The organism is Gemmata obscuriglobus, from assembly GCF_008065095.1.
In the GTDB taxonomy this organism is placed as follows: Bacteria; Planctomycetota; Planctomycetia; order Gemmatales; family Gemmataceae; genus Gemmata; species Gemmata obscuriglobus.
The window spans coordinates 4,603,285-4,628,440 of record NZ_CP042911.1; the positions used below are offsets into that span (position 1 = coordinate 4,603,285).

Sequence of the window (25,156 nt, forward strand, 5' to 3'; positions counted from 1 at the left end):
CCATGCCCGACACCGCCCCCTCCACGTTCCTTGGGCTACCCACCGGCGCCAAACGCCGCGTGGACGCCGTGTGCGTCGCGTTCGAGCGCGCCGGGGCCGGCGCGCGGATCGAGGACTACGTGGAGCAGGTCGAGCCGGCGGCCCGCGACGCGCTCCTGACCGAACTGGTCGCGCTGGAGCTGGAGCAGCGCCGGGCCGCCGGCGAGCGCCCGCAAGCGGCGGAGTACGTCGAACGCTTCCCGAGCCGTGCGCCGGCGGTACGCGCGGCGTTCGGAACGGCGACGCCCGCAGTGGGGGACGTGTTGGGCAAGTACCGGCTCACCGGGGTGCTCGGGCGCGGCGGGATGGGGGTGGTGTTCGAGGCGGACGACCCGGTCATCGACCGAAAGGTGGCGGTCAAGGCGCTGCCGGACGCGCGGTCCGCCGACCCGCACGCCCGCGAGCGGCTGCTGAGCGAGGCCCGCCTCGCCGGACAGTTACTACACCCGAACGTGGTGGCCGTGTTCGAAGCCGGAGAGGCGAACGGGGTCGCGTTCCTGGTCCTGGAGCGCGTCCCCGGCGGGAGCTGCGCGGACCGGCTCAAGCGCGACGGGGCGCTCGACTGGCGGTTCGCCACCCGCGTCCTCGTGGACGCGTGCCGCGGGTTGGTCGCGATTCACGGGGCCGGGTTCTTGCACCTGGACGTGAAGCCAGGCAACATCCTGCTACCGGAGCGAGCCGGCACGCCGGACGGCTCGACCGGAAGCGGGGTGCTCGCGAAGCTCGCCGACTTCAGCCTGTCGGCTTCGGACGGCACCGTCACCGTCCCGGGTTCCACCGCCGGCACGCCCGCGTACATGGCCCCCGAACAGCGCGACGGGGCACCGCTGACCCAGCGCACGGATGTGTTCGGGCTCGGGGCCGCGTACTTCGCGTTACTCACCGGCTCGGCGCCTTACGCCGGCGCGACGGTAACGGAGGTGGTGGCGGAACAACTCCGCGAGCCGGCCCCGGACCCGCGCGCCTTGAACCCGGCGGTGCCCGCGAGGGTCGCCCGGATCGTCCGGAGCGCGATGGCCCCGCGACCGGAAGACCGCTACCCGTCGGCCGCGGCGCTGCTCACGGACTTGGAGAAGGTACTCGCCCCGCCGCGGCCGCGTCTCTGGCCGGCGGCGCTCGCTCTTGGGGCGCTGCTCGCGGCCGGCGCGTGGGCGGCGTGGGAACTGCTGCCCGGCCCCGGGCGGGCGCGCCAGCCCGCCGTGTTCGCAACGGTCGACACCTGGGAACCGCTCCTGGACCAACACGACTTGGGGCAATGGACGCCGGTGGTGCCCGACGGCGTCACCCCGATCGGGGTCGGCCCGCAAAGCCTGTTCGGGCTGGTCACGCTCGACGGCCGCCCCGCGGTGCGGGCGACCGGAACGGGTTTAGGGAGCGTCGAGTCGGGCCGGGAGTTCGAGAACTTCCACCTGCGGTTCGAGTACCGCTGGGCGGAAGCGGCCGGCGAGCACTACGCGAGCGTGCGGTACCACTGCACCGGGGAGCTCGGCTCGCGCGGCACGCACGGAATGCAGTTGCACCTCCAGCGGGCCGGCGAGTACCGGCGGCTCAACGACCTGCTCCGGATTGATGTCGGCGTGATCCGCGGCGGCGCGGTGGAATCGGTGCGCCCGGGCGGCCGGCGGATCGACCCCGAGTTGCTCGCGGAGGTCCCGGTGGGCCGGTGGAACCGGGCCGCGATCGTGTGTGTCGACGATTGGGCGGTCCATGTCATCAACGACACGCCGGTGCTGTCACTGGCCCGGTCGCGCCGGGCGGACCCGCCGGACGAGCCGCTCCGCCGCGGGCGCATCCGGTTCCAGTCGATCAAGGGCGAAATCTTTTTCCGCAACATTGAGGTCCGGCGCGTCACCGAACTGCCCCCGGAGTACCGGCGCCCCGCCGAGTGACGCGAACTCGAATGGAGTACACGGCACCCGGCGTGATCGCGTCGAGCCGCCTGCTACCCGCACGTGTCTACCACGACCACATCGACCCCCGCAACGGCCCGCAGCAGTTGATCCAATACGCTTGCATGGAAGAGCCGCCGGTACCAGGACCGCTGCGAACGCCCGATGACGATGTGCGTGATCCCGTACTCGCGCGCGAACGACGACACGGCGTCCGGCAAGCTGGCCCCCTTGAAGCGCAGCGGAACGCCGTCCAACTGCTGGGCCAGAGTGAGCGAGTCCGTCAGCCGGCGCTCGGTCGCCGCGTCCACCCTCTCGGTGCGCTCGGAGGGAGTCTCGATATAGACCGCGTACCACGGGGCGCCGAACCGGTCGGCGAGCCGGGCGCCCTTGCGCAGCAGTTTTAGCGCATTCGGGCTGCGGCTCGACACGCACACCATCACCCGCTCGGACGTATTCGCAACTCCCGAATCGCGCTCCCGCTCCTGGCGCCGGCGGTCCAGCACGTGCGCCACCTGCTCCAAAGCGATCTCGCGCAACTGGTTCAGGTTCGGTTCCGTGAAGAAGTTCGCCAGCGCACGTTCGATCCGCTCCGCGGGATATATCTTCCCCGCCCGCATCCGCTCTTGAAGGTCTTCCGCCGGCAGGTCCACGTTCACCACTTGGTGCGCCTGGGCGAGTACGTAATCCGGCACCCGCTCCTTCACCTTCACCCCGGTGAACCGCTCCACCATCTCGTACAAGCTTTCGAGGTGCTGCACGTTCATAGTGGTGATGACGCTGATGCCGGCCCGGAGCAACTCCTCCACGTCCTGGTACCGCTTACCGTGCCGCCCGCCGGGGGCGTTGGTGTGCGCCAACTCGTCCACCAGCACGACCGTGGGGCGTCGGCGGAGCACCGCGTCCAGGTCCATCTCCTCGAGTACTACGCCGCGGTACTCGAGCTTTCGACTCGGCACCTTCTCCAGTTCGCCGACCATCGCCAGCGTGTCCGCCCGGCCGTGCGTCTCGACCACGCCGATGGCCACATCGACGCCTTGCCGTTTGAGGCGCTGCCCCTCCTGAAGCATCTCGTAGGTCTTGCCGACGCCGGGGGCGAAACCGAGATAAACCTTCAGCCGGCCGCGCTGCTGTTCGCGCAACAGCGACAAAAACAGCTCCGGGCTGGGGCGGGTGTCGGTGCTCACGAGCGGCCCTCCGCGAGGTGCGCCGGGAGTATGATGCGGAACGTCGTGCCCTTCCCCGGTTCGCTCTCGCAGGTGACCGTACCGCGATGGGCGACCACCACCTCTTTCACGATGGCGAGACCGAGCCCGGTCCCGCCCTCCTCGCTCTGACCCGGGATCCGAAAGAACCGATCGAACACGTGCGCCAGGTGCTCGGCCGGGATGCCCACCCCGGTGTCCGCGACGCTCAGGACGACGGCCCCGTCGGTCGTCATGCCGGCCGCGAGTGCGACCGTGCCGCCCGGAGGCGTGTAGGTGATCGCGTTGTTCAGCAAGTTGCCGAGCGCCTGCCCGAACCGATCACTGTCCACCACCACCGCGGGCACAACGGCGTTCGTGTTCACCGCGAGCGTGATGTGCTTGTCGTCCGCACGGGCACGGGCCGCATCGGCGGCCGTTCGAAGCAGTTCTGCTGGATCTGCGGGATGAAACGTGCCCTCGTCGTGCGGCTTCTGCAGCCGGGCGAGTGCGAGCAACTGCTCAATGAGCGCGAGCAAGCGCTCGGCGCTGTCGCGGGCGTCGATCAGGAGTTCGGTCTGCTTCGTGGTCAGCGGCCCGACGGTTTCTTCAAGCAGAATGTGAACCGCGAGCCGCACCGAGGTGAGCGGCGTCTTCAGTTCGTGGCTCACGGTCGCCACAAGGTCACTCTTGAATTGATCCAGGAGCCGGAACCGGGTCACGTCGTGGAGCACCACCGCCGCGCCCAGCGTGTCCCCGTCCGGATCGCGGATCGGCCGCACGTGCGGGAGGTAGGTGCGATCCTCACCGCCGAGCCGGAACGAAACGGTCTGGTCGAACTGGTCCGGCTGGTAGGCGCGCTGAAGTTGGAGCGCGTCCGCAACCGGCCCGCCGAGCGGTTCGGGCGGCGACCACACCGGCCCCGGGTCGCCCTGCGCCGTGGGGCCGACGCCGAACAGTGCCCGGGCCGCCGGGTTCGCGAGGTCGGCGCGGCCCGCCGGATCGACCACCAGCACCGGGTCCGGAAACGAGTCGATCGTCGCCTGAGCGGTCCGCTGCGCCCGCACGAGCCTGTCGAGGTTGGACCTCCGATATTTGCGCAGCTCGCGCGTCATCACGTTGAACGCGGCGGCGAGCCGCCCGAGTTCGTCCCGGCCGAACACAGGAACCGTGCGCTCGAGTTGCCCGGAACCGCCGATCGCGTGCGCCGCCTCGGTCACGGCCCGGATCGGCCCGAGGATCGTGCGCAACAGGTACCACCCGGCCCCCGCGAGAAGCAGCGCGACCAGCCCGAGTGCGGCCCCGAACGCGCCCATTGCCGTGCGGGCAGTGTCGCGCGCGCGGTCGCGGGCCTGCTCCATGTTCTCTCGGTTCACGCGCAGAATCTCGCCCGCCACGGCCTTGCTCTCGTTGAACCGCTCCAACAGTCCGGAAGGGCCGAAGTACATGGCCGTTCGCTCGGGCGAGCCAGGGGGCAGCGCATAAAACTGGCGCCCCCGCTCGCGGTACTCCGCTTTTAGGCCACGCAGCCGGGAAACGAGTTCGTCCTCCGTCGGGTGGATCGTGACGTTCGCGGCCTCGACCGCGAACTGCTCCTCGAGCACAACCCAGTTCGCCTCGAACTGGCGGGCCGCGAAGGCCTCGCGGCCCGCCAGGGCGAACTGGAACGACGAATCGATCCGCTCGGCCGCCTCGCCCAATCGGAACATGGCCTGCACGCTCACGTAGTTCTCGCGCAGGATGGCATCGATGCCCCCGCCCACGCGGTCGAGCAGCATGACGCCCGCCGCGCCCAGCGCGACCAGCAGCAGCGCGAGCGGGGCGAGCGACAGAAGGATACGTGTGCGTAGGCTCATGCGTCCCCCTTTAACTCGCGCTGCCGCTTACGGTACAGCGTGCTCGGGTTGATGCCGAGCACCCGCGCCGCCTCGTCCAGCGACGGCGCCGCCGCGACCACGCGGCGGATGTGTTCCGCCTCGAGGGCTTCGAGCGTGACCGGGCCGCCGAGTTCGACCCGCGCCGCCCCGCCCCCGGCGGCCGTGAGTTGACCCGGCATGTGTTCCAGACCCACACGCTCTTCGCGTGTCAGGATGACTCCGCGCTCTACCGCGTTCCGCAGTTCGCGAACGTTTCCGGGCCACAGGTACGCGTCCAGTGCCGCTTCCGCCTCCGGCGTGAACCCGGTCACCGGCTTCCCGGACTGCCGGGCGAAGAACCTCAGCAGGTGGCGCGCGAGCGGCAACACGTCCCCGCGGCGCTGACGCAGCGCGGGCATGGTGATTTCGATCACGTTCAACCGGTAAAACAAGTCCTCGCGAAACCGCCCAGTCCGCACCTCAACCTCAAGCGGGCGGTTGGTCGCCGCGACGATCCGCACGTCCGCGCTCCGCGCCGCCGGCTCGCCCACCCGCTCGTACGTCTTGTCCTGGATCAGCCGCAACAGCTTCGGCTGGAGCGCCAGCGGCAGGTCGCCGATCTCGTCGAGGAACAGCGTCCCCCCGTCGGCCACGTCCACCTTGCCGATCTTGTCGGCAACCGCCCCGGTGAACGCGCCCTTCGCGTGCCCGAACAGGTCGCTCTCCAGCAGGTCAGCGGACAGGCTCGGGCAGTGAACGGTCACGAACGGGCGCGCGGCCCGCTTGCTGCGCGCGTGCAGTTCCCGGGCGAGCACCCCCTTGCCCGTGCCGCTCTCGCCCCGCACCAGCACCGTCGCTTCCGTCGGGGCAACCTGGAACGCTACGTCCAGGGCCGCGCGGACCGACGGCTCCGCGGAGTCCAGTTCGACCTCCGGCGGGAGCTGCCGGACCTGTTCTTCGAGCGCCGCCACCCGGTCGCGCAGCCCGCGAACGAGCGCCGACCGGTCGAGGGCCAAGCGGAGTTGGTTCGGCGTGAACGGCTTCGGCAGGTAGTCGAACGCGCCCTTCCGGAGCGCCTCGATCGCGGTGTCCAGGCTCGCGTGCGCCGTGACGATGACGACGTGCAGGCCCGGCGCCGCTGCCAGCAGTTCGGGGAGCAGTTCGAGCCCCTTTTCGGGGCCGAGCTTGAGGTCGAGGAACGCGAGGTCGAACCGCTGCGCGCGAAGCGCCTCGAGCGCCTGCGCGCGGTTCGCGGCGTCCTTCACCGTGTGGCCGAAGCTCTCGAGCGCGATGCGGATCGTGCGCCGCAGGCTGGCCTCGTCGTCGATCACCAGCAACTGAAGCGTACCGCGTGAAGTTTGCATGGTGCTGCCGGGTTGCAAATTGCAATCCTCGTCGTGCGGGGTGCAACCGGATGCGCCAAGCCCCGCATCCGGGTACATCTGCGAAACCGCTTGGATTTCTAGCAGTTCCGCGTTTGGGGCGACTTCGGCACGCGGCCTGCCAATGAGTCGTTTCGCAATTCCGCTGCCGAGGGTTCCGCGATGAACGAAACGATCTGGCTACCCGCGCTGCTCCTACTCGGGCTGGCGTCCGTTGCGCTCATGTTCCTGTTCGTCGAAGCCTGCGACAAGGTGTGAGGACGCCATGCTCTGGTTCACCGCGCTCGTGACGCTGTTCCTATTGGGCTATTTGCTCGCAGCGCTGTTGCGCCCCGAGCGGTTCTAACTCGGAGGATTTATGCCCGCGTCTGCCGTGCTGGAAGTGGTGGCCGCGCTCGCCGCCATCGTGACCGTGTGGTTTGCTCTCCTGGGCTGGAAGCTCCTGCCCGGGGCGGACGGTCCCGGGTCCCGCGCACGCCCCTAAGGCGCGGGGCGGCCCGAACGAAACGGTCCGAACCGCATGAGCGGTTCCGGCACCCCCGCGCGCCGCGCGTGCGGATCTGACACCATTTACCCGGAATGGCACCACCATGATACTTCTGCCGGTCCTGATTATCGGCCTGACCGTCGCGCTGTCGATCCCGTTGGGCCGGTACATGGCCCGCGTGCTCGACCGCGCCGGCCCCAGCAACGCGATTGAGCGGCTCATCGACACCGGCGGCCAGAACTGGAAGCAGTACGTGTCCGCGATGCTGCTGTCCAACGCGGCCCTGTTCGTGTTCGGGTTCGTGGTGCTCGCCGCGCAGCCGTGGCACCCCGCGTTCCTGAACCCGGACAACAAGGGGATGCTGTCCCCCTCCACGATCTTCAACACCGCCTGCTCGTTCCTCACGAACACGAACCTCCAGCACTACAGCGGCGAGGTCCACCTGACGTACGGGAGCCAGATCTTCGGGATCATGTACAAGCAGTTCATGACGCCGGCGATCGGGCTGGCGGCCCTGCTGGCGGTGATCCGCGGCCTGCGCGGCGATAAGACCGATGGGGCAGCAGAACAAGCGGGAAGCTCCCCCGCAATAATTGTGGGCAACTACAACCTCGACGTGTGGCGCGGGCTGGTCTACGTTGCCCTGCCCCTCTCGGTGGTGGTAGGCCTTCTGCTGATCGCCGGCGGCACGCCCATGACGTTCCGGGGGAACCAGGACGTTCCAACGCTTCAGGTCGGGGCGCTGGGCACCACCGACGACGGCTCCGCGAAACCACAAACGATCGCACGCGGTCCGGTCGCTGCGGTGGTGGCAATCAAGCAACTCGGCACCAACGGCGGCGGGTTCTTCGGGCCGAACTCGGCGCACCCGCTCGAGAACCCGACCGCATGGACCAACGTGATCGAGTGCGTGTGCATCATCCTCATCCCGATGGCGTGCCTGGTGATGTTCGGCCACATGATCCGCAACCGCCGGCACACGGGGGTCATCTTCGGGGTGTCGCTTGTGATCCTGATCGCCCTGACCGCCTGGGGCCTTCACCACGACACCGCGAAGCCGAACCCGGGTCTGGCTGGTGGCCCGGCGATCCTCGACGCAAAGGGACAACCGCCCACCGTCACCACGCTCAACAGCGAGGGGGGCATCGAGCAGAAGCCGCTGCCCGACCACGCCACCCGCGAACGTGTGGGACTGCCGGTGACGCAAGACACCGGCAACCTGGAGGGCAAGGAGTTGCGGTTCGGCCCCGGCGCCGGGCCGACGTGGGCGGCGGTCACCACCTGCACCAGCAACGGGTCGGTGAACTGCATGCACGACAGCCTGAACCCGCTCGCGGGGCTGGCGCCCCTCACCGGGATGTGGCTCAACTGCGCGTTCGGCGGCATCGGGGTCGGCCTCATCAACATGCTGATCTACCTCGTCGTCGCGGTGTTCCTCGCGGGGCTGATGGTGGGCCGAACGCCGGAGTACCTGGGCAAAAAGGTCGAAGCCCGCGAGATGAAGCTCGCCGCCCTGGCGCTCCTCGCGCACCCGATCCTGATACTGGCCCCGCTGGGGCTGTTCGCGGCGGCCGGCTGGCTCGACCCGTCCACCAACAACCCCGGCGCGCACGGGTTCGGCGAGGGGGTGTACGAGTTCACCTCGTCGTCCGCCAACAACGGCTCAGGCTTCGAAGGGCTGGGCGACACCTTCGGGTTCAGCGACGCCGACAAGAACGCGAGCGCCCCCGCGCCGTACGCCCCGCACTGGGACATCGCGTGCGGGCTGGTGATGATCCTCGCGCGGTTCATCCCGATCATCGCCCCGATCGCGTTCGCGGCGAGCCTCGGCGGCAAGAAGCCGACCCCGTTCACCTCGGGCACGCTCCGCACCGACACGGTCACGTTCGGGTGCGTGCTGCTCGGCACGATCCTGCTCGTGGGCGCGCTGATGTTCTTGCCGATCGCGGCTTTGGGGCCGGTGGCCGAGCACTTCGGGCCGCTCCCGTTCGGCCGATGATTTCCGTTCGGCGCGCGGAACCAAGGGCGCCCTCCTGGGAATTCTGCGTCCCGACCCCCGCACTGCGAATTCAAGGAATTCAATGAGTACCGCAACGCTTCCGAACCCGACCGCCGACGACCTGAAACAGGCGCGCCGGCTCAGCCGCAAGCAAGGACTGTTCGCCCCCGACCTGCTCAAGTCCGCGCTGGTCCGCGCGTTCGTCATGCTCCGGCCGGACATCCTGTGGAAGAACCCGGTGATGTTCACCGTCGAGATCGGCACCGTCCTGTCGATCGTTTACACCGGGGTGAAGGTCTTCGCGCCCGGTTCCACGCTCGCCTCGCTCGGGTACCTGGTCGCGCTGGACGTGTGGCTGTTCCTGACGGTGCTGTTCGCGAACTTCGCGGAGGCGCTCGCCGAGGCCCGCGGTAAGGCACAGGCTGACGCGCTTCGCAAGACGCGCCAGGAAACGCCGGCCCGCCGGCTGCGCATCGCGAACGCCGAGCGGACGCCGTCCGGTACACTCGCGGCGTGGCACCGCGACCCCGAAGCGTTCACCGACCGAATCTCGTCCACGCAACTGAATCGGGGCGACTTGGTGCTGGTGGTGGCCGGCGAGTTCGTACCCGGCGACGGCGAGATCGTGGAGGGGGTGGCCAGCATCGACGAGTCGGCGATCACCGGCGAGTCCGCCCCCGTAGTGCGCGAGGCCGGCGGCGACCGCTCCGGCGTAACCGGGGGCACCCGGGTGCTGTCAGACGCGATCCTTGTCCGCCTCACGACGTCCGCGGGCCAGTCGTTCCTGGACCGCATGATCGCGCTCGTGGAGGGCGCCGCGCGGCAGCGCACGCCGAACGAGATCGCGCTCTCACTGGTGCTAAGCACGTTCACCCTCATCTTCCTGGTGGTGACCGCGACTCTATGGCCGATGGCCCGGTACGCCGAGGAGTACATGGCGAACTACCTGGGCGCTGCGGGGCTGAAGAGCCTCGGGACCGACGTCCCGACCCTCGTCGCGCTGCTGGTGTGCTTGATCCCCACGACCATCGGCGCCCTGCTCGCGGCCATCGGCATCGCCGGCATGGACCGCGCGCTGCGTGCCAACCTGATCGCGAAGAGCGGTAAAGCCGTCGAGGTGGCGGGCGATATCGACACGTTGCTGCTCGACAAGACCGGCACCATCACGCTCGGGAACCGCCGCGCGACCGAGTTCCGCCCCGCCGGGCACTTCGCCGCGGCGGAGTTGGGCCGGTTGGCGGCACTGGCGTCGGCCGCGGACGAGACGCCCGAGGGCAAGAGCATCGTCGAACTGTACCGCCGGCTCCCCGGCGCCGTGGACGCCACCACGCCCGCGGGGTCGAAGTTCGTGGCGTTCACCGCGCAGACCCGCATGAGCGGCATCGATTTGCCCGACGGCCGCAACATCCGCAAGGGCGCGGTCGACGCGATGCTGCGGCACTTGGCGCAAACCGGCGGTGTCGTCCCGCCGCAGGTGCAGGAGCAGGTGAACGCGATTGCGTCCCAGGGGGCGACCCCGCTGCTCGTGTGCGAAGGGAACCGGCTCGCGGGCATCGTGGTGCTGGAGGACATCCTCAAGCCCGGCATCCGCGAGCGGTTCGAGCGGCTGCGGAAGATGGGCATCCGCACAGTCATGGTTACCGGCGACAACCCGCTGACCGCGAAGGCCATCGCCGAGCAGGCCGGCGTGGACGACTACATCGCGGAGGCCACCCCGGAGGCAAAGCTGGCATACATCCGCAAAGAGCAACACGGCGGGCGGTTGGTGGCGATGATGGGCGACGGGACCAACGACGCGCCCGCGCTGGCCCAGGCGGACCTTGGCGTCGCGATGAACAGTGGCACGCAAGCGGCGAAAGAGGCCGGCAACATGGTGGACCTCGACAGCGACCCGACCAAACTGATCGAGTGCGTCGAGATCGGCAAGCAGCTACTGATGACCCGCGGCGCGCTGACCACCTTCAGCATCGCCAACGACGTGGCCAAGTACTTCGCCATCGTCCCGGCGCTGTTCGCAGCCACACTGCCGTGGCTCAAGGCCCTCGACTTCATGAACCTGACGAGCCCGGTGTCGGCGATCATGGCGGCGGTGATCTTCAACGCGATCATCATTCCGCTGCTGATCCCCGTGGCGCTAAAGGGCGTGACGTACCGCCCGGTCGGGGCCGACGCACTCCTGCGCCGCAATCTGCTCGTCTGGGGCCTCGGCGGGGTGATCGCGCCGTTCGTCGGCATCAAGCTCATCGACTTGGCGCTCGCCGCGCTGGGGCTCGCGTAATCCGCACCTTTGCACGCACCGCCCGGCGCGCCGGGCGAAAGGGAAATAACAATGAAAGCTCTGCTCTCGAATCTGCTGCTCGTTGTGCTGAGTGTCGTCATCTGCTGCGTCCTGTACCCGCTCGGGCTGTGGGCGTTCGGTCAGGCGGTGTTTCCTACGAAAGCGAACGGCAGCCTGCTGACTGCGCCCGGCCCTGACGGCTCGCCCCGCGTCGTGGGGTCGAGCCAGATCGCCCAGCCGTTCACCGGCGACGAGTACTTCTGGCCGCGCCCGTCGGCGGCGGGGTACAACGGGGCCGCCGCGAGCGGCTCGAACTGGGGCGCCAACAACCCGAAGCTGCGCGACCGCGTCGCGCAGCAGCTTGGGTCGATCGTGCGGTACAAGAAAGGATCACCGTCGGCGGTCCGCACGCCCCAGCAGGACATGGAGGCGTGGTATTCGGTCAAGCCAGACCGAGCCGCCGACTGGGCCGGGGTATACTCCGTGGCCGCATCAAACTGGGCCAAAACCGACCTTGCAAAGGACAAATACGGGCTACAAGGTGAGTACATCCTCGCCTGGGCGCAAAGCCACCCGGAGGTGGTCGAGGATTGGAAGAAGGCGAACCCCACGAGGTCCGACGAGCCGAAGCCGGAAGACCTCGTGGCCGGGTTCTTCGCCAGCTTCGCCAAGACGCACCCCGGCAAATGGCCCGCAGCGGTCAAATCGAGGAATACCAACGGAACAGCTACCAAACGCATCGTACCGGCGGGGCCGGATGCGGCGGTCCACGCGAACTTCTTCGACATGTGGCTGCAAGACCCGGCGAACCGCGATAAGGTGGAGCACCTTGAACCGTTCCCGGCCGACATGGTAACCGCGTCCGGTGCGGGGCTGGACCCGCACATCACGCTTCGGAACGCGCTTTCGGTGTACCAACTCGATCGCGTTGCCGCGAAGCGGACGCCAGCCAGCGGCGATGCCGGACGAGTGCGTGCAGAGATCGCAGTGCTGGCCCGAGAGCACTCGTTCGTGCCGCTCTCCGGGCTGGTGGGCGAGCCGCTCGTAAACGTGTTGGAACTGAACCTCGAGTTAGACGCAAAGTTCCCGCTGACGGCCGCGAAGTGATTTGAACGTCTGCCCCGTACCCCTCCGCGGCCGGACATTTACTTGTACCGCCTTCCGGCCGACGCCTCGCGCTGGTATGCTTCTTACTCGAGTGGGTAACTCGCTCACCCGATCGTCTCTCCCTTTCGCTCCAGGCCCGGGAGTCGCCCCTCCCGGTTAGCTCGCCATGTGGACCCGCGCTACCCTATCTGCTTCGGGTCGTGCGCTCTCCGGACGGCCCCCGAGGCCAGCCCGCATCGCGTGGGCGTACCTGTTGTTCGGCCTTGCCTGGATCTGGCTGACCGACCGGGCCGTCTGGGCCGGCACGCGAAGCGACCAGGCGTTCTGGCTGTCGTCCGGGAAGGGCACGGCTTTCGTACTCCTGTCGGCGCTGCTCGTGTTTTATCTGGCGCGTCGCGAGCTCGAGACGTTCGCCGGCGCTGGCGCGCTGCTGCGGGCCGTCGCCGACGGCACCACCGATGCCGTGTTCGTCAAGGACCGCGACGGGCGGTACCTACTCCTCAACGAGTCCGCGGCACGGTTCGCCGGTCGGCCGGTGGCCGAGCTGCTGGGTCGCGACGACACCGCTCTGTTCGACCCGGCCAGCGCCCGCATGGTTCGGGACCACGACCGGAGGGTGATGGCCGCAAACCGGGCCGAAACGACAGAAGAGGAGCTGACCACGGCCGGGGTCACCCGCACGTTCCTCGCGACCAAAGCCCCGTACCGCAACGAACACGGCGAGGTCATCGGGCTCGTGGGGATTTCGCGAGACATCACCGACCGCAAGGACGCCGAACGAGAGCTGCGGGCCGAACGGGACCGGTTCCAGAAGTTCGTCGAGGCCGTTCCCCTGGTGCTGTGCTCCTTCCGGTTGAGCCCGGACGGAACGACGTCTTTTGTGTACTCCAGCCCGCGGATCGAGGACATCTACGGCATCGGCCCAGCCGCCCTTGCCCGAGACGCCGCACCGATCTTCGGCCTCATCCACCCTGACGACCGGGACCGCGTGCGATCCGGTATCGAGGAGTCCGCGCGCGGTCTGTTCCAGTGGCGGGCAGAGTTCCGCGTCCGACCGCCCGGCCGCGACGAACTCTGGATCGACGGCCGTTCTGCGCCCGAGCGCGAGGCGGACGGCTCGACGGTCTGGCACGGGTACATCGCCGACATCACCCCACGAAAGCGGACCGAACACGCACTCCAAACGACCCGCGACCAGCTCCGGGAGGCGCTCCGGGTCGCCCGGCTCGGCAGTTGGACCTGGGATGAGGTCGCCGGGCGCGTCGAGTGGTCCGACGAAGCCGCCGCGGTACTCGACTTGCCGGCGCCCACCATCCCAATGCCACTGGATTCGCTCATGGGTCTGATCTACCCGGACGACCGGGGCACGGTCCTGGAGCAGTTCGCAGCTGTCCGCGCCGGTGCGGACCGGTTCGCCACAGACCTTCGCGTCACCACCGCCGACGGAGTGGCGTGGATCCACTGCCAGGCGCGAGCCGTACGGGAAACGGGCGGGCGGCTCGCGCGACTGGACGGGCTGGTCCAGGACATCACCGAACGGATGCGTGCAGCAGGGGCTCTCCGCGACCGAGAGAGCCTCCTTTCTATCGTCACCAGTGCGGCGCGAGTCGGGCTGGTGGTGGTGAACGACCGGTACGAGTACCTGTTCGCGAACGACACCTACGCGGCAGTGCTCGGCATACCCCCGGATCAAATCGTCGGCCGGCGGGTGCCGGACCTGCTGTCCGCCAGTTGGCCACAGATCAAACCGCACCTCGATCGGGCGCTGGCCGGCGAGCACGTGAGCTACGACCTCGAGCGCGAGCCGCTGCCAGGGGGGGCCGGCTGGCGGACGCTGCGGGTCATGTACGAGCCGCGCCCGAAAGACGGGCGGCAAACAGCCGTCGTGGTCGTGATCGACCAGACGGAACAAAAGCAGGCCGAGACCGCGATTCGGGAGAGCGAAAAGCGGTTCCGCACGTTGGTGAGCGCCCTGCCGGACGCGGTGTACATCAACGCCGGCGGGCACGTGGCATTCTGTAACCCGGCTTGTGTTCGTCTGTTCGGCGCGTCCGCCCCCGAAGCGCTGATCGGCAAAACCCCGTTCGATTTGATGCACCCGGACGACCACGAGACCATCCGCCAGCGAATCGCAGCCATCTCCGCGAGCGGCGCTTCGAACCCCGGGATTGAGGAGCGGATCGTTCGCTTCGACGGCACCCCTGTTCCGGTGATGGTGACGGCGATCGCGATCACCGACCGCGGGGAGCGTGCGTTTCTGGTAGTCCTTCGTGATCTGAGCGAGCAGAAACGGGCCGAGCAGCAGCTCCACTATCAGGAGTTGCTGCTCCGGGAGGCGGCCGAACTCGCTCACGTCGGCGGCTGGTGGTTCGACCCGGTGACGCTTGAGGGCGACTGGACCCCGGTTGTGGCCAACATCCACGACCTGCCCCCGGATGCGCCTCCGCCCAAACCGGACCGGGGCATCGAGTTCTATGTCGAAGAGGACCGACCGCGGATTGCGCAGGCGGTGCGCGCCGCGACCGAATCCGGCACGCCTTATGACCTTGAGCTGCAACTGGTTTCGGCACGCGGGGCGTTCAAGTGGGTCCGCACCATCGCACGGCCGATCGTTGAGGAGGGACGAGTAATCCGGGTCCGCGGATCGCTCCAGGATATCACCGACCGTAAGCGGGCCGAGGCCGAGATCCGCCACCTGAACGCGGATTTGGAGCAGCGCGTGCGCGACCGAACGATCGAACTGGAGGCAGCGAACGCCGAGCTGGAGGCGTTCTCCTACTCCGTCTCACACGACCTGCGGGCGCCGCTGCGCGCCATCGACGGGTTTTCTCAAATTGTGCTCAACGAGTACGGACCACAGCTCCCGGCCGACGCCCGCGAGTACCTGACCGACGTGTGCGCGAACACGCTGCGCATGGGACGACTGGTGGATGACCTCCTGACGTTCTCGCGGCTCGGCCGCCAGCCCGTCCGGCGCCAGCCGGTGAACACGAGCGAATTGGTCGCGGGCTGCCTCGACGAACTGTTGCGGCAGACCGGCGCCCGCCGCATCGAGATCCGGTCGAACGAACTGCCCCCCTGCGATGCGGACCCGGCCCTGCTCCGGCAGGTGTGGCTCAACCTGCTGGCGAACGCGCTCAAGTACAGCAGCCTCAGCAGCCTGGCGCTCATCGAAGTGGGCGCAACCGCGTCCCCGGACGGACCCGTCTACTTCGTCCGGGACAACGGCGTCGGGTTCGACATGCGGTACGCGCACAAGCTGTTCGGTGTGTTCCAGCGGCTGCACCGGGCCGAGGACTACGAGGGTACCGGCATCGGGCTGGCGCTGGTCCAACGCATCGTCCACCGCCACGGCGGTCGCGTGTGGGCCGACTCGGAACCGGGCAAAGGGGCGACGTTCTCGTTCACCCTCGGACGGCCGCTCCCCGACCCGGGGCGGTGTTCCGCGGCCACGGCCTTGGTTTCCGGAGAGAGCGCACCATGAGTACGCACCGGCCCCTTGATGTGCTGCTGGTCGAGGACGACCCTAGCGACCTGAAACTCACGCTCCACGCGTTCCGCAAGTACCACCTCGCCAACACCCTCCACGTCGCACGCGACGGGGCTGAGGCGCTGGAGTTCGTGTTCGGGACGGGTAGGTACGCCGACCGGACCGGGGGTCACCCGCACCTGATTTTGCTCGACCTCAAGCTGCCGCTCGTGGACGGCATCGAGGTGCTCCGCCGGCTCAAGGAGAGCCCGGTCAGCCGTTCCATCCCGATCGTCGTCCTGACCTCGTCCCGAGAGGACAGGGACCTGACCGCGTGCTATGAGTTGGGTGTGAACAGTTACATCGTCAAGCCGGTGGACTTCGACCAGTTCGGAGAGGTGGTGCGCCAGCTCGGCTTCTACTGGCTCCTCATCAACCAGCCCCCGCCCGAGTAGCCCTATGGCCGAAGGACCGCTCCGCGTGCTGCTCGTCGAGGACAACCCGTCCGACGGGCGCCTCGTTCAACACGAGCTGCGGCGCGCCGGGTACGCGCCCGCGGTGACCCGCGTCGACAGCGAACCGGCATTCGCCGCGGCGCTGGCCGCGGCGCCGGACGTGATTCTGTGCGACTGGAACCTGCCCCAGTTCGACGCCCTCCGCGCGCTGGAGGTCGCGCGCGAGCGGGTGCCGGAGGTTCCGTTCATCATCGTGTCGGGATCGATCGGCGAGGAACACGCGGTGCGGGCCATCAAGCTCGGCGCGTCGGACTACCTGCTGAAAGACCGGCTGGGCCGGCTCGGGCCGGCGGTGAAACAGGCCCTCGTGCAGCGCGACCTGCGTGACGCCGAGCGGCGCGCCCGGGACGAACTCCGCGCGAGCGAGGAGCGGTACCGGGTGCTGGCGGACAGCGTCCCCCAGATCGTGTGGACCGCGCGGCCCGACGGGTCCATCGACTACACGAACCGGCGGGCCACCGAGTACGCCGGCACGAACGGCCGGCTCACCGACTGGAGCTGGGAGCGCCTGGTCCACCCGGACGACCTGCCACATACGATGGCCACGTGGGGCGCGGTGCTCCGCACGGGCGAGCCGCACGAGTTCGAGTTCCGGCTGCGCCGCTCGGACGGAGCGTTCCGGTGGCACCTTGCCCGGCAGGTCGCGCTGCGCAGCCCCGACGGAGCGGTCGAGCGCTGGTTCGGCACCTGCACCGACATTCACGACCAAAAGACGACGGCGGAACTGCTGGCCCAGGACGCCCAGGTGCTCGCGCACGTCCGGGACTCGGTCGTCGTAACGGACCCCGACGGGGTCGTGACCTACTGGAACGCCGGGGCGACGCGGCTGTTCGGGTGGACGGCCCAGGAGATGATCGGCCGCCGCTACTCGGACCGGTTCCCAGCCGAGTTCCGCCCGGAGCTGAGCCGGGAGGTTCGGGCGCGGGCGGACGGGACCGAGTGGCACGGCGAGTACGAGGACCTCCGCAAAGACGGAACACGGGTGTGGGTCCACGCGCGGGTGGGGCCGATCCGGGACGCCGCCGGGCGGGTGTGCGGGGTCCTCGGGCTGGCGTCCGACCTGACCGACCGCAAGCGGGCCGAGGAGTCGCTCGCCGCGGTGATGCGGAGCGTGGCCGACGCGATCGTTACCATCGACGAGCGCGGCACGATCGTCTCCGTGAACCCGGCCACCGAGCGCCTGTTCAACTACACCGCTGACGAACTGGTCGGCCGGAACGTGCGGGTTCTGGTGTCCGAACCGCCTCGCGGGCGTCACGACAGCTATTTGGAGGATCATTTCGGCACCGGCGTGTCCAGTCTCATCGGCGTGGGGCGCGAGGTGGAAGGGCGGCGCAAGGACGGCACCACCTTCCCGGCCGACCTGTCGGTGACCGAGTTCCGGATCGAGGACGCCCGCCACTTCACAGGCGTGGTGCGCGACGTGACCGAGCGCAAGCGGTTGGAGGCCCAGTTCCGTCAGGCGCAAAAGATGGAGGCAGTGGGGCGCCTGGCGGGCGGGGTGGCGCACGACTTCAACAACCTCCTCACCGTCATCAACGGGTACACCGACCTGCTCCTCGGCGGTCCGCTCGCCGAGAACGACCGGGCCGCGCTGGCGGCGGTCCGCGACGCCGGCGAGCGCGCCGCCGGGCTCACGTCCCAGCTCCTGGCGTTCAGCCGCAAGGCGATCGTCGCGCCCCAGGTGCTCGACCTGAAAGAGGTGGTGGCGCAGGCCGAGCGGTTGCTCCGCCGGCTGATCGGCGAGGACGTGGCGCTCACCGTAACGTCCCACGCGGGGCCGTGCTGGATCGAGGCGGACCTGAACCAGCTCGACCAGGTGATCATGAACCTCGCGGTCAACGCCCGCGACGCGATGCCCACCGGCGGGCGGCTCACGTTCGAGACGCGCCGGATCCCGGTCGCGCCGGGCAGCTCGACCGACTCGGGGGAGCTGCGCGCCGGGTGGTACGTGAGCCTGGCCGTGCGCGACACGGGGTGCGGGATGTCCAACGAGGTGAAGGCCCGGCTCTTCGAACCGTTCTTCACCACCAAGGGGCCTGGTAAAGGCACCGGCCTGGGGCTCGCCGTGGTTCACGGCATCGTCAAACAGGCCGGGGGGCACATCTGGGCCGAAAGCGCGCCCGGAGCCGGCACCACGTTCCACATCCTGTTCCCCGAGGCCCCGGCGCCGACCGGGCCGGGCGAATCGGCGATCGGCGAGGCCCTCCGGCCCGGGACCGAGACGGTCCTGCTCGTCGAGGACGAGGACGCGGTTCGCTCGCTCTGCAGTCTCGTGCTCGAGGCCCAAGGGTACACCGTACTCCCCGCCGCGGACGGCCGGGCCGCGCTGGCTGCAATCGCGGGGCGGCGGGACCGCATCCACCTTCTGGTCACCGACGTCGTGATGCCCGAGATGAGCGGCCGGGCACTGGCGGACGCGGTGCGGACGTTACAGCCGGACGCCCGGGTGCTGTTCATCAGCGGGTACACCGACGACGCGGTCGTGCGGCACGGGGTGCGGGGCGAGGCCGATGCGTTTCTCCAGAAGCCCTTTACTCCCCTCGGGCTGGCGCGCAAGGTTCGGGCCGTGCTCGACGGCGCGCCGTGACGCTCGTGGCTGTCCGAGACAAACCGGCGACGGCTACCGGGGCTTGCTTGTGCCTGCAGTGGTTCGGGTCGCGAGTGCGCTCCCCTCGCCTTGCGCCCGGCCCCTTCCAAATTGTTGAAATTTAAAGCGCACCTCGATTTACGCCCGTGTAAATCACGTTTTAGACTGCAAAAGCGCTCAAATCTGTTCCCTGCGTACTCTCCGGATTCGGTTACGGCATTTCGATTGCTCTCGTTCACGCGGGCGGAATTGCACTTCAACCGAGGGCCGCAAGTGGCAACAACCCTTTTAGCTGCCGCCGCAAAGTCTGCGGCCGGGACTGGTTCTTTAGTCGCACGCACTGTCAATAAGCTCCCACAGGTACGCACCAACGTCAGCAGCAACGAGCGCTGGCTCTCGCTCGCGGCCGGTGGCACCCTCGCCGCGCTCGGACTTACCGGGCGCACGCCGGTGCTCGCGTCTGCGCTCGTTGGAGCGGGGTTGATCTACCGCGGCGTTACCGGGAACTGCGCGCTGTACCAGGCTCTTGGGGTCAGTACCTCCGATTCGACGAAACCTCAAACAGCGATCGCCGGCGGGCACGGAACCCGGGTCGAACACGCCATTACGGTCAACAAACCGGTTCAAGAGGTCTACCGGTTCTGGCGCGATTTCGAGAACCTGCCCACGTTCATGACGCACCTGATCGACGTGAACACCAGCACCGATGGCCGCTCGCACTGGATCGCACGCGGCCCGCTCGGGATCACCGTCGAGTGGGAGGCGGAACTCGTCACTGATCGGCCCAACCAGGTCATCGCGTGGCGCTCGCTCGACGGTGCCGATGTGGACACCGCCGGATCGGTTCACTTCGCCGAACTGCCACACGGGCGGGGCACCGAGGTGCGGGTCGCCCTCAAGTACGACCCGCCGGGTGGGAAACTCGGCACCGCCGTTGCCAAACTCATCGGCCAGTCGCCGGCCGCACAGATCAAGGCCGACATGCGCCGCTTCAAGCAGCTTCTGGAGGCCGGTGAGATCCCCACCACCGATGGGCAGCCCCACGGTCAGCGCTGAAGGACAGGGCCGGGCGTCCGCTGACGGCGCCGATTTCAAGCTTTCCGATCCCATACGAGGAACCTCAATGCGTGCTCTCTGTTGGCGCGGGCGAAAGGACGTGGCGGTCGAGCGCGTCCCGGACCCGCAGATCCTTAACCCGCGCGACGCGATCATCCGGATCACCACGACCGCCATTTGCGGCTCGGACCTGCACCTTTACGACGGGTACATCCCCACCATGCAGGCGGGGGACATTCTCGGCCACGAGTTCATGGGCGAGGTGGTCGAAACCGGTCGCGACGTGACGAACCTGAAAAAGGGCGACCGCGTGGTCGTCCCGTTCACGATGGCGTGCGGCGGGTGCTTCTTCTGTAAGAAGCAGTTCTACTCGCTGTGCGACAACTCGAACCCCAAGGCCGAAATCGCCGAAGCCGTGTACGGGTACTCCGGCAGCGGGCTGTTCGGGTACTCGCATATGCTGGGCGGGTTTGCCGGCGGGCAGGCCGAGTTCGTTCGCGTGCCCTTTGCCGATGTCGGGCCGATCAAGGTGCCCGACCACCTGCCCGACGAGCAGGTGCTGTTCCTGTCGGACATCTTCCCGACCGGGTACATGGCGGCCGAGAACTGTAACATCGAACCCGGTGACACCGTCGCCGTTTGGGGGTGCGGGCCGGTCGGCCTGTTCGCCATCAAGAGTGCGTTCCTCCTTGGAGCGCAGCGCGTCATCGGCATCGATTCCGTCGAGGGGCGGTTGAAGAAGGCCCGCGAACTGTGCGGCGCCGAAACCGTCAACTTCGAGCACGTCGATCTGCTGCGCACGCTCGACGAGATGACCGCCGGGCGCGGGCCGGACGCGTGCATCGACGCCGTGGGTCTGGAGTCGCACGGAAACGGGATCGCCGGGTTCTACGACCGCATCAAGACCGCCACCTACATGGCGACCGACCGGCCGACGGCGCTGCGGATGGCGATCATGGCCTGCCGGAAGGGCGGGACCGTCTCCATCCCGGGCGTGTACGGCGGGCTGCTGGACAAGCTCCCGATGGGAGCCGCGTTCGCAAAGGGCCTCACATTCAAGATGGGCCAGACGCACGTCCACAAGTACCTCAAGCCCCTGATGGCCCGGATCGAAAAGGGCGACATCGACCCCTCGTTCGTCATCACGCACCGGTACAACCTGTCGCAAGCGGCCGAGGCGTACAAGGAGTTCTCCACTCAGCAGGACGAGTGCGTGAAGGTGGTTTTGAAGCCGTAATCGAATGTTCCGCCCGCGCGGCACCGGGATGCCTCCCGGTGCCGTACCGTTTTTGAAACCTCTTGGAGAGCCATGAGCGAACACAACGCCGTGATGATGCAGTTCTTTCATTGGTACACGACCGGCGACGGTACGTTCTGGAACGAGGTCGCGCGGCGGGCGAGTGAGCTGGCCGCCGCCGGAATCGACGCGCTGTGGCTTCCGCCCGCGTCGAAGGGAACACACGGCACCAGTGACGTTGGGTACGGGGTGTACGACCTGTACGACCTCGGCGAGTTCGATCAGAAAGGAACGGTACGCACCAAGTACGGCACCAAGGATGAGTACCTCGCCGCCGTCAAATCGCTTCAGGCCGCAGGAATTCGTGTCTATGCAGACATCGTTCTGAACCACCGGCTCGGGGCCGACGGGTTCGAAACCGTGCGCGCCACACCGTTCTCGGTGGACGACCGGCGCAACCCGAAGGGGGAGCCGCGGGAGATCCGCGCGGCCACCTCGTTCACCTTCCCCGGGCGAAACAAGACCTACTCCGACTTCACATGGAGCTGGCGCCACTTCGACGGGTGCGACTACGACGACAACAACCCCGACGACCGCGGCACGGTGTACCTGTTCGACGGCAAGCAGTGGGACGACCGGGTGTCGCTGGAGTTCGGCAGCTACGCATTTCTGATGGGTGCCGACCTGGATTTCGAGTCCCAAGAGGTGAACGACGAACTGAACCGCTGGGGCCAGTGGTTCGTGAACACGACCGGGGTGGACGGGTTCCGGTTCGATGCGGTGAAGCACATCTCCGCGCCGATCTTCCCGGCGTGGCTCGAACACATGCGGGCGCACACGAAGAAAGAGCTGTTCACGGTCGCTGAGTACTGGTCCGGGAACCTGGCCGAACTGCACTGGTTCCTGAACGAGGCCGGCCCGCTGTTTACCGCGTTCGATGTCCCCCTGCACTACAACTTTCACGCGGCCAGCCAGTCGCACGGGCAGTACGACATGCGGCGGCTGTTCGACGGCAGTTTGGTTAAGGAGCGGCCGATTCAGGCGGTGACGTTCGTCACCAACCATGACTCCCAACCGCTCCAGTCGCTCGAATCGGTGGTGGAGCCCTGGTTCGTGCCTCTGGCGTATGCCGCGATCCTGCTCCGCCGCGACGGATACCCGTGCCTCTTCTACCCCGACTACTACGGAGCGGAGTACGAAGACCTCGGACGCGACGGGAACCGACACAAGGTCGTGATGCCGTCGCACCGGGTGCTGCTCGACGTGTTTTTGAAGGCCCGCAAGGAGTACGGACACGGCGAGCAGATCGACTACTTCGACCACTGGAACCGGATCGGCTGGGTGCGCCTCGGCAACGAACAGCACCCGAAGGCGATGGCGGTGCTGATGAGCGACGGCCCGGAAGGGACGAAATGGATGGGCACCAACCGGCCCGAAGGAACGAAGTTCCGCGACGCGACCAAGCACATTGAGGATCCGGTCACGGTCAACGCCGGAGGGTTTGGCGAGTTTCGGTGCAAGGGCGGGTCCGTGTCTGTCTGGGTGCAGGAATGATCTCGTAATGCGTTCTGCAAAGACCAGCCCCGTCGGCAGAGGACGGGGCTGGTCGGCTGCTGCAAAGGACTCGCCACCACGCGGCCTTGACCCTCTGGCGATTTGGGTTGCACTGTCACAGTTGGCCGCGTTCTTTCGCATATAAGTCATTTCCCCAAATTAACTTATGTCCAGATTCTTCGCTGCTGCTGAAGTTGCTACCTGCCGATCACGTGGTCCGTTTCTGCGGGATTTGCGGGCGATTCGTGGGGAGCGAATCGCCCGCAAACTGGTAGTTCCCAGGTAGCTCGAAGGGGATCGAACTGCCACTTCCGAGCCCGCTCGTGCCCCAATTGAAGCCGCTGTAACCCCCGTTACACTTCACGCTTCCCGATTTGCTGGATCTTGAATCGGTAAGCGTCTGCGGATTGTGCGAGTAGGGCGTGGGTAGCGAACCGGTAGCTCGGTGGGTAGCGAAATGTCACTGGTCTGCCCGTGAATGTCCATCTGGTAGCCCCTTTGAAGTTCACTGTAACCCCCGTCACACCCTCAGCCCCGAAATCCGAAGGGGCGCACTCGCCAGTCCCAAACCGGTCACTTCTGGGTAGCCCGGGGGCAGCGAACCCCCAGTTTTCCGCACTGGCGGGTAACAGCCGCGGCCGCTCAGCGGGAGTTCGCGGGTAGCAAACGACAGCGAATGGGAATGGTCTGCCAGCAGGGATCCCATCTGCGTGCTTCACAGCCCGCGACCAGCACCACACATCAGAAAGCGATCAGCGGTGCCGGGCAGGGTAAAGACGGTTGATAGCACCTCAGCAGACGGCCGTGGTTGTGCGGCGTGTTTTGACGAGCCGCGACCGCCAAGGGAGCGGGATACGTATCCAACTACATGGCGGTCGCGGGTCGTCTTCAAACGGCCTCGGCTACATGCTTAGACGCCTCCCTCATGGCTCGCGCGCCCCACACTACGCTACTGATGGCAAGGCGAGCACCGCGCAGCGCAACTGGCGGGGTCGTGTCGATTGACTGCGGCGCCTGGTCGGCGGTCGTTGGCGTGGTTGGATCAGCCCGGTAGCGGGTTCGTGAGGTAACGTATTCCCGCCGACGGTTCAACAGGTAGAGGTTATCGACCCGCCGACTGAAGCTGGCGGGTGAGGACAATACTGGCGACGGGAAACGAATAGACCAAGTCGTGAGAGCGTGAATATCGGGCAACTGAACGCACACCAGAAGAAACCCGTTCAACTGCTCTGGTTCGTATCGTCGGACGGTTTGTTCCGACCGGCGCGGCGGTCCTCGTCGGCCCTCCGCTGTCGGTCGCCGGTCGGCTCGTTGTCGTATGGCGAGCTGTCGGCGCCGCCGGCGGCCTCGTCCACGCCGTGCGGGTGCGGGCCATACGGACTGGTCGGCGGGTCACCCGGCTCGCCCTTCTTCTTGGTCGTGCTCTCGTCGGTATCGGGGTTCATGGGGGTCTCACGTTCGGGCGACGGGGAGGGGCGGAGGAATTTCGGTCGCGTGCAACTCGTTGTTGCGGGCCGCCGCGCGGTCGGTGTGTGCGGTCAGCGCGTCGGGAACGAGTCCGCGACTGTCGCGGCCCTTGAACACCTCGGTCCCGCCCCCGGGCGTGGGCAGCACGTGACGGTTGACCAGCGCGAGCACCTCTGCCATCAGGTTCGGGCACACCGCCTGCGCCACGACTGCCAGCTTCGCGGGCAGGCCGAGCACCACCTCGGAATCCCCGATCGCACAGGCGTCGATGATCTTCGCCGCCGCCCGCTCGGCACTCATGGAGAGCCCAGGGGTGGCGTTGCCGAGCGCGAACCAAGCGTACTCTTCGTCGTTGCGCCCCTTGAACTCGGCGTTCAGGTGGCTGCCGGTGCGCATCAGCCCCGGGCACACGGTCGTGACCGTGATGCCGTACCGGGCCAGTTCCGTGCGCAGCCCGTTCGACAGCCCGGTCAGGGCGAACTTGCCGGCAGTGTACGGGAGGAGGTGCGGGACCGCGACCTTGCCGCCGAAGGAGGACACGTTCACGATCCGCCCTTCGCCCCGGGCCTTCATTTCTGGAGCGACTTCGAGGATCGCGTGGAGGGGCGCCCAGAAGTGCGTGTCCAACGACTGCTGGTACTCGGCCTCACGCATCTCGTCCGCCGGCGCGACGCGGATCACCCCCGCGTTGTTCACCAGCACGTCCACGGGGCCGTTCTGCTGCCGCGCGACCGCAACAAACTCGCGGAGCCGGGCGCGATCGGTCACGTCGCACTCGACCGCGACGGCATTCGCCCCGTGGCCGCGGAGGTCGTCAACCGCGCGGCTCAGCTCGGCCGCGTCGCGGCTACAAATGGAGAGGCGAGCCCCGGCCCGGGCGAGTTGCCGGGCGAGCACCAGCCCGAGCCCGCGCGAGCCGCCGGTGATGAGTACGTGTTTGTTGCGGAAGTCGTACCGCGGCTTCAACGCGCGGTACGCGAGGTAACCCCCGACTCCAAGGGCGGTAAGAAGCAGCGCTCGCCGCATGTCGAACTCCGGGCGGGTCGG

Annotated in this window: 17 protein-coding genes; 12 read left to right on the forward strand and 5 right to left on the reverse strand. The window is 67.9% G+C overall.

Annotation, left to right across the window (positions count from 1 at the left end; genetic code table 11):
* Positions 1-2: 2 nt before the first annotated feature.
* Positions 3-1,928 carry a protein kinase domain-containing protein gene (locus tag GobsT_RS19160; RefSeq protein ID WP_010049103.1) on the forward strand — a complete coding sequence of 642 codons (1,926 nt, stop codon included), beginning with the start codon at positions 3-5 and terminating at the stop codon, positions 1,926-1,928.
* 53 nt (positions 1,929-1,981) lie between these two features.
* Here GobsT_RS19160 and GobsT_RS19165 read toward each other — a convergent pair whose 3' ends face one another.
* The 3 genes from GobsT_RS19165 to GobsT_RS19175 are packed head-to-tail and all read right to left on the reverse strand — an operon-like array spanning position 1,982 to position 6,332.
* Positions 1,982-3,115: a universal stress protein gene (locus GobsT_RS19165; protein WP_010049105.1), complete on the reverse strand. Its 1,134-nt coding sequence runs from the start codon at positions 3,113-3,115 to the stop codon at positions 1,982-1,984.
* The gene (locus GobsT_RS19170) at positions 3,112-4,968 is read right to left on the reverse strand and encodes a sensor histidine kinase (RefSeq protein ID WP_109571009.1); all 1,857 of its coding nucleotides are present in this window, start codon (positions 4,966-4,968) and stop codon (positions 3,112-3,114) included. The genes GobsT_RS19165 and GobsT_RS19170 overlap by 4 nt, the downstream gene beginning before the upstream one ends.
* A complete protein-coding gene (locus tag GobsT_RS19175; RefSeq protein ID WP_029601042.1) occupies positions 4,965-6,332 on the reverse strand; it encodes a sigma-54-dependent transcriptional regulator in 1,368 nt (455 codons plus the stop codon). The genes GobsT_RS19170 and GobsT_RS19175 overlap by 4 nt, the downstream gene beginning before the upstream one ends.
* A gap of 283 nt (positions 6,333-6,615) precedes the next feature.
* Here GobsT_RS19175 and kdpF point away from each other — a divergent pair, with 283 nt between their 5' ends.
* The 11 genes from kdpF (at position 6,616) to GobsT_RS19225 (ending at position 22,642) form a co-directional block, all read left to right on the forward strand.
* Positions 6,616-6,696, forward strand: a complete 81-nt coding sequence (kdpF, locus tag GobsT_RS41115) for a K(+)-transporting ATPase subunit F (RefSeq protein WP_010043457.1) — start codon at positions 6,616-6,618, stop codon at positions 6,694-6,696.
* A 12-nt stretch (positions 6,697-6,708) separates the two neighbouring features.
* Positions 6,709-6,834, forward strand: coding sequence for a hypothetical protein (locus GobsT_RS40540; protein WP_010043455.1), 126 nt, complete (start codon positions 6,709-6,711; stop codon positions 6,832-6,834).
* 106 nt (positions 6,835-6,940) lie between these two features.
* Positions 6,941-8,836 (forward strand): potassium-transporting ATPase subunit KdpA, encoded by a 1,896-nt coding sequence (gene kdpA, locus GobsT_RS19185; RefSeq protein WP_010043454.1) that lies wholly within the window; start codon positions 6,941-6,943, stop codon positions 8,834-8,836.
* Positions 8,837-8,918: 82 nt separating this feature from the next.
* Positions 8,919-11,114 (forward strand): potassium-transporting ATPase subunit KdpB, encoded by a 2,196-nt coding sequence (gene kdpB, locus GobsT_RS19190; RefSeq protein ID WP_010043453.1) that lies wholly within the window; start codon positions 8,919-8,921, stop codon positions 11,112-11,114.
* Between the two features lie 51 nt (positions 11,115-11,165).
* On the forward strand, positions 11,166-12,221 hold the full coding sequence (locus GobsT_RS19195; protein WP_010043452.1) for a potassium-transporting ATPase subunit C: 1,056 nt from the start codon (positions 11,166-11,168) through the stop codon (positions 12,219-12,221).
* Between the two features lie 253 nt (positions 12,222-12,474).
* Positions 12,475-15,705 (forward strand): PAS domain-containing sensor histidine kinase, encoded by a 3,231-nt coding sequence (locus GobsT_RS19200; protein ID WP_010043450.1) that lies wholly within the window; start codon positions 12,475-12,477, stop codon positions 15,703-15,705.
* Positions 15,702-16,145: a response regulator gene (locus tag GobsT_RS19205; protein WP_010043448.1), complete on the forward strand. Its 444-nt coding sequence runs from the start codon at positions 15,702-15,704 to the stop codon at positions 16,143-16,145. Before GobsT_RS19200 ends, GobsT_RS19205 begins: the two co-directional genes overlap by 4 nt.
* A 4-nt stretch (positions 16,146-16,149) precedes the next feature.
* The gene (locus tag GobsT_RS19210) at positions 16,150-18,795 is read left to right on the forward strand and encodes a PAS domain S-box protein (RefSeq protein ID WP_010043446.1); all 2,646 of its coding nucleotides are present in this window, start codon (positions 16,150-16,152) and stop codon (positions 18,793-18,795) included.
* Positions 18,796-19,068: 273 nt separating this feature from the next.
* A complete protein-coding gene (locus tag GobsT_RS19215; RefSeq protein ID WP_063744614.1) occupies positions 19,069-19,851 on the forward strand; it encodes an SRPBCC family protein in 783 nt (260 codons plus the stop codon).
* 67 nt (positions 19,852-19,918) lie between these two features.
* Entirely contained in the window at positions 19,919-21,088 is a 1,170-nt protein-coding gene (locus tag GobsT_RS19220) for a zinc-dependent alcohol dehydrogenase (RefSeq protein WP_010043441.1), read from the forward strand.
* 72 nt (positions 21,089-21,160) lie between these two features.
* Positions 21,161-22,642, forward strand: coding sequence for an alpha-amylase (locus tag GobsT_RS19225; RefSeq protein ID WP_010043439.1), 1,482 nt, complete (start codon positions 21,161-21,163; stop codon positions 22,640-22,642).
* Between the two features lie 1,220 nt (positions 22,643-23,862).
* Here GobsT_RS19225 and GobsT_RS19230 read toward each other — a convergent pair.
* Both GobsT_RS19230 and GobsT_RS19235 read right to left on the reverse strand, forming a co-directional pair.
* The gene (locus tag GobsT_RS19230; protein ID WP_010043438.1) at positions 23,863-24,087 is read right to left on the reverse strand and encodes a hypothetical protein; all 225 of its coding nucleotides are present in this window, start codon (positions 24,085-24,087) and stop codon (positions 23,863-23,865) included.
* Positions 24,088-24,094: 7 nt separating this feature from the next.
* The gene (locus GobsT_RS19235) at positions 24,095-25,135 is read right to left on the reverse strand and encodes an SDR family NAD(P)-dependent oxidoreductase (protein ID WP_029601040.1); all 1,041 of its coding nucleotides are present in this window, start codon (positions 25,133-25,135) and stop codon (positions 24,095-24,097) included.
* Positions 25,136-25,156: the final 21 nt, after the last annotated feature.

What these genes read in the sequence shown, in the direction of transcription:
- GobsT_RS19160 (WP_010049103.1), top strand. Translation starts at nt 3, where the DNA reads ATGCCCGACACCGCCCCCTCCACGTTCCTTGGGCTACCCACCGGCGCC.
- GobsT_RS19170 (WP_109571009.1), bottom strand. Translation starts at nt 4,968, where the DNA reads ATGAGCCTACGCACACGTATCCTTCTGTCGCTCGCCCCGCTCGCGCTG.
- GobsT_RS19175 (WP_029601042.1), bottom strand. Translation starts at nt 6,332, where the DNA reads ATGCAAACTTCACGCGGTACGCTTCAGTTGCTGGTGATCGACGACGAG.
- kdpF (WP_010043457.1), top strand. Translation starts at nt 6,616, where the DNA reads ATGCTCTGGTTCACCGCGCTCGTGACGCTGTTCCTATTGGGCTATTTG.
- GobsT_RS40540 (WP_010043455.1), top strand. Translation starts at nt 6,709, where the DNA reads ATGCCCGCGTCTGCCGTGCTGGAAGTGGTGGCCGCGCTCGCCGCCATC.
- kdpA (WP_010043454.1), top strand. Translation starts at nt 6,941, where the DNA reads ATGATACTTCTGCCGGTCCTGATTATCGGCCTGACCGTCGCGCTGTCG.
- kdpB (WP_010043453.1), top strand. Translation starts at nt 8,919, where the DNA reads ATGAGTACCGCAACGCTTCCGAACCCGACCGCCGACGACCTGAAACAG.
- GobsT_RS19195 (WP_010043452.1), top strand. Translation starts at nt 11,166, where the DNA reads ATGAAAGCTCTGCTCTCGAATCTGCTGCTCGTTGTGCTGAGTGTCGTC.
- GobsT_RS19205 (WP_010043448.1), top strand. Translation starts at nt 15,702, where the DNA reads ATGAGTACGCACCGGCCCCTTGATGTGCTGCTGGTCGAGGACGACCCT.
- GobsT_RS19210 (WP_010043446.1), top strand. Translation starts at nt 16,150, where the DNA reads ATGGCCGAAGGACCGCTCCGCGTGCTGCTCGTCGAGGACAACCCGTCC.
- GobsT_RS19220 (WP_010043441.1), top strand. Translation starts at nt 19,919, where the DNA reads ATGCGTGCTCTCTGTTGGCGCGGGCGAAAGGACGTGGCGGTCGAGCGC.
- GobsT_RS19225 (WP_010043439.1), top strand. Translation starts at nt 21,161, where the DNA reads ATGAGCGAACACAACGCCGTGATGATGCAGTTCTTTCATTGGTACACG.
- GobsT_RS19230 (WP_010043438.1), bottom strand. Translation starts at nt 24,087, where the DNA reads ATGAACCCCGATACCGACGAGAGCACGACCAAGAAGAAGGGCGAGCCG.
- GobsT_RS19235 (WP_029601040.1), bottom strand. Translation starts at nt 25,135, where the DNA reads ATGCGGCGAGCGCTGCTTCTTACCGCCCTTGGAGTCGGGGGTTACCTC.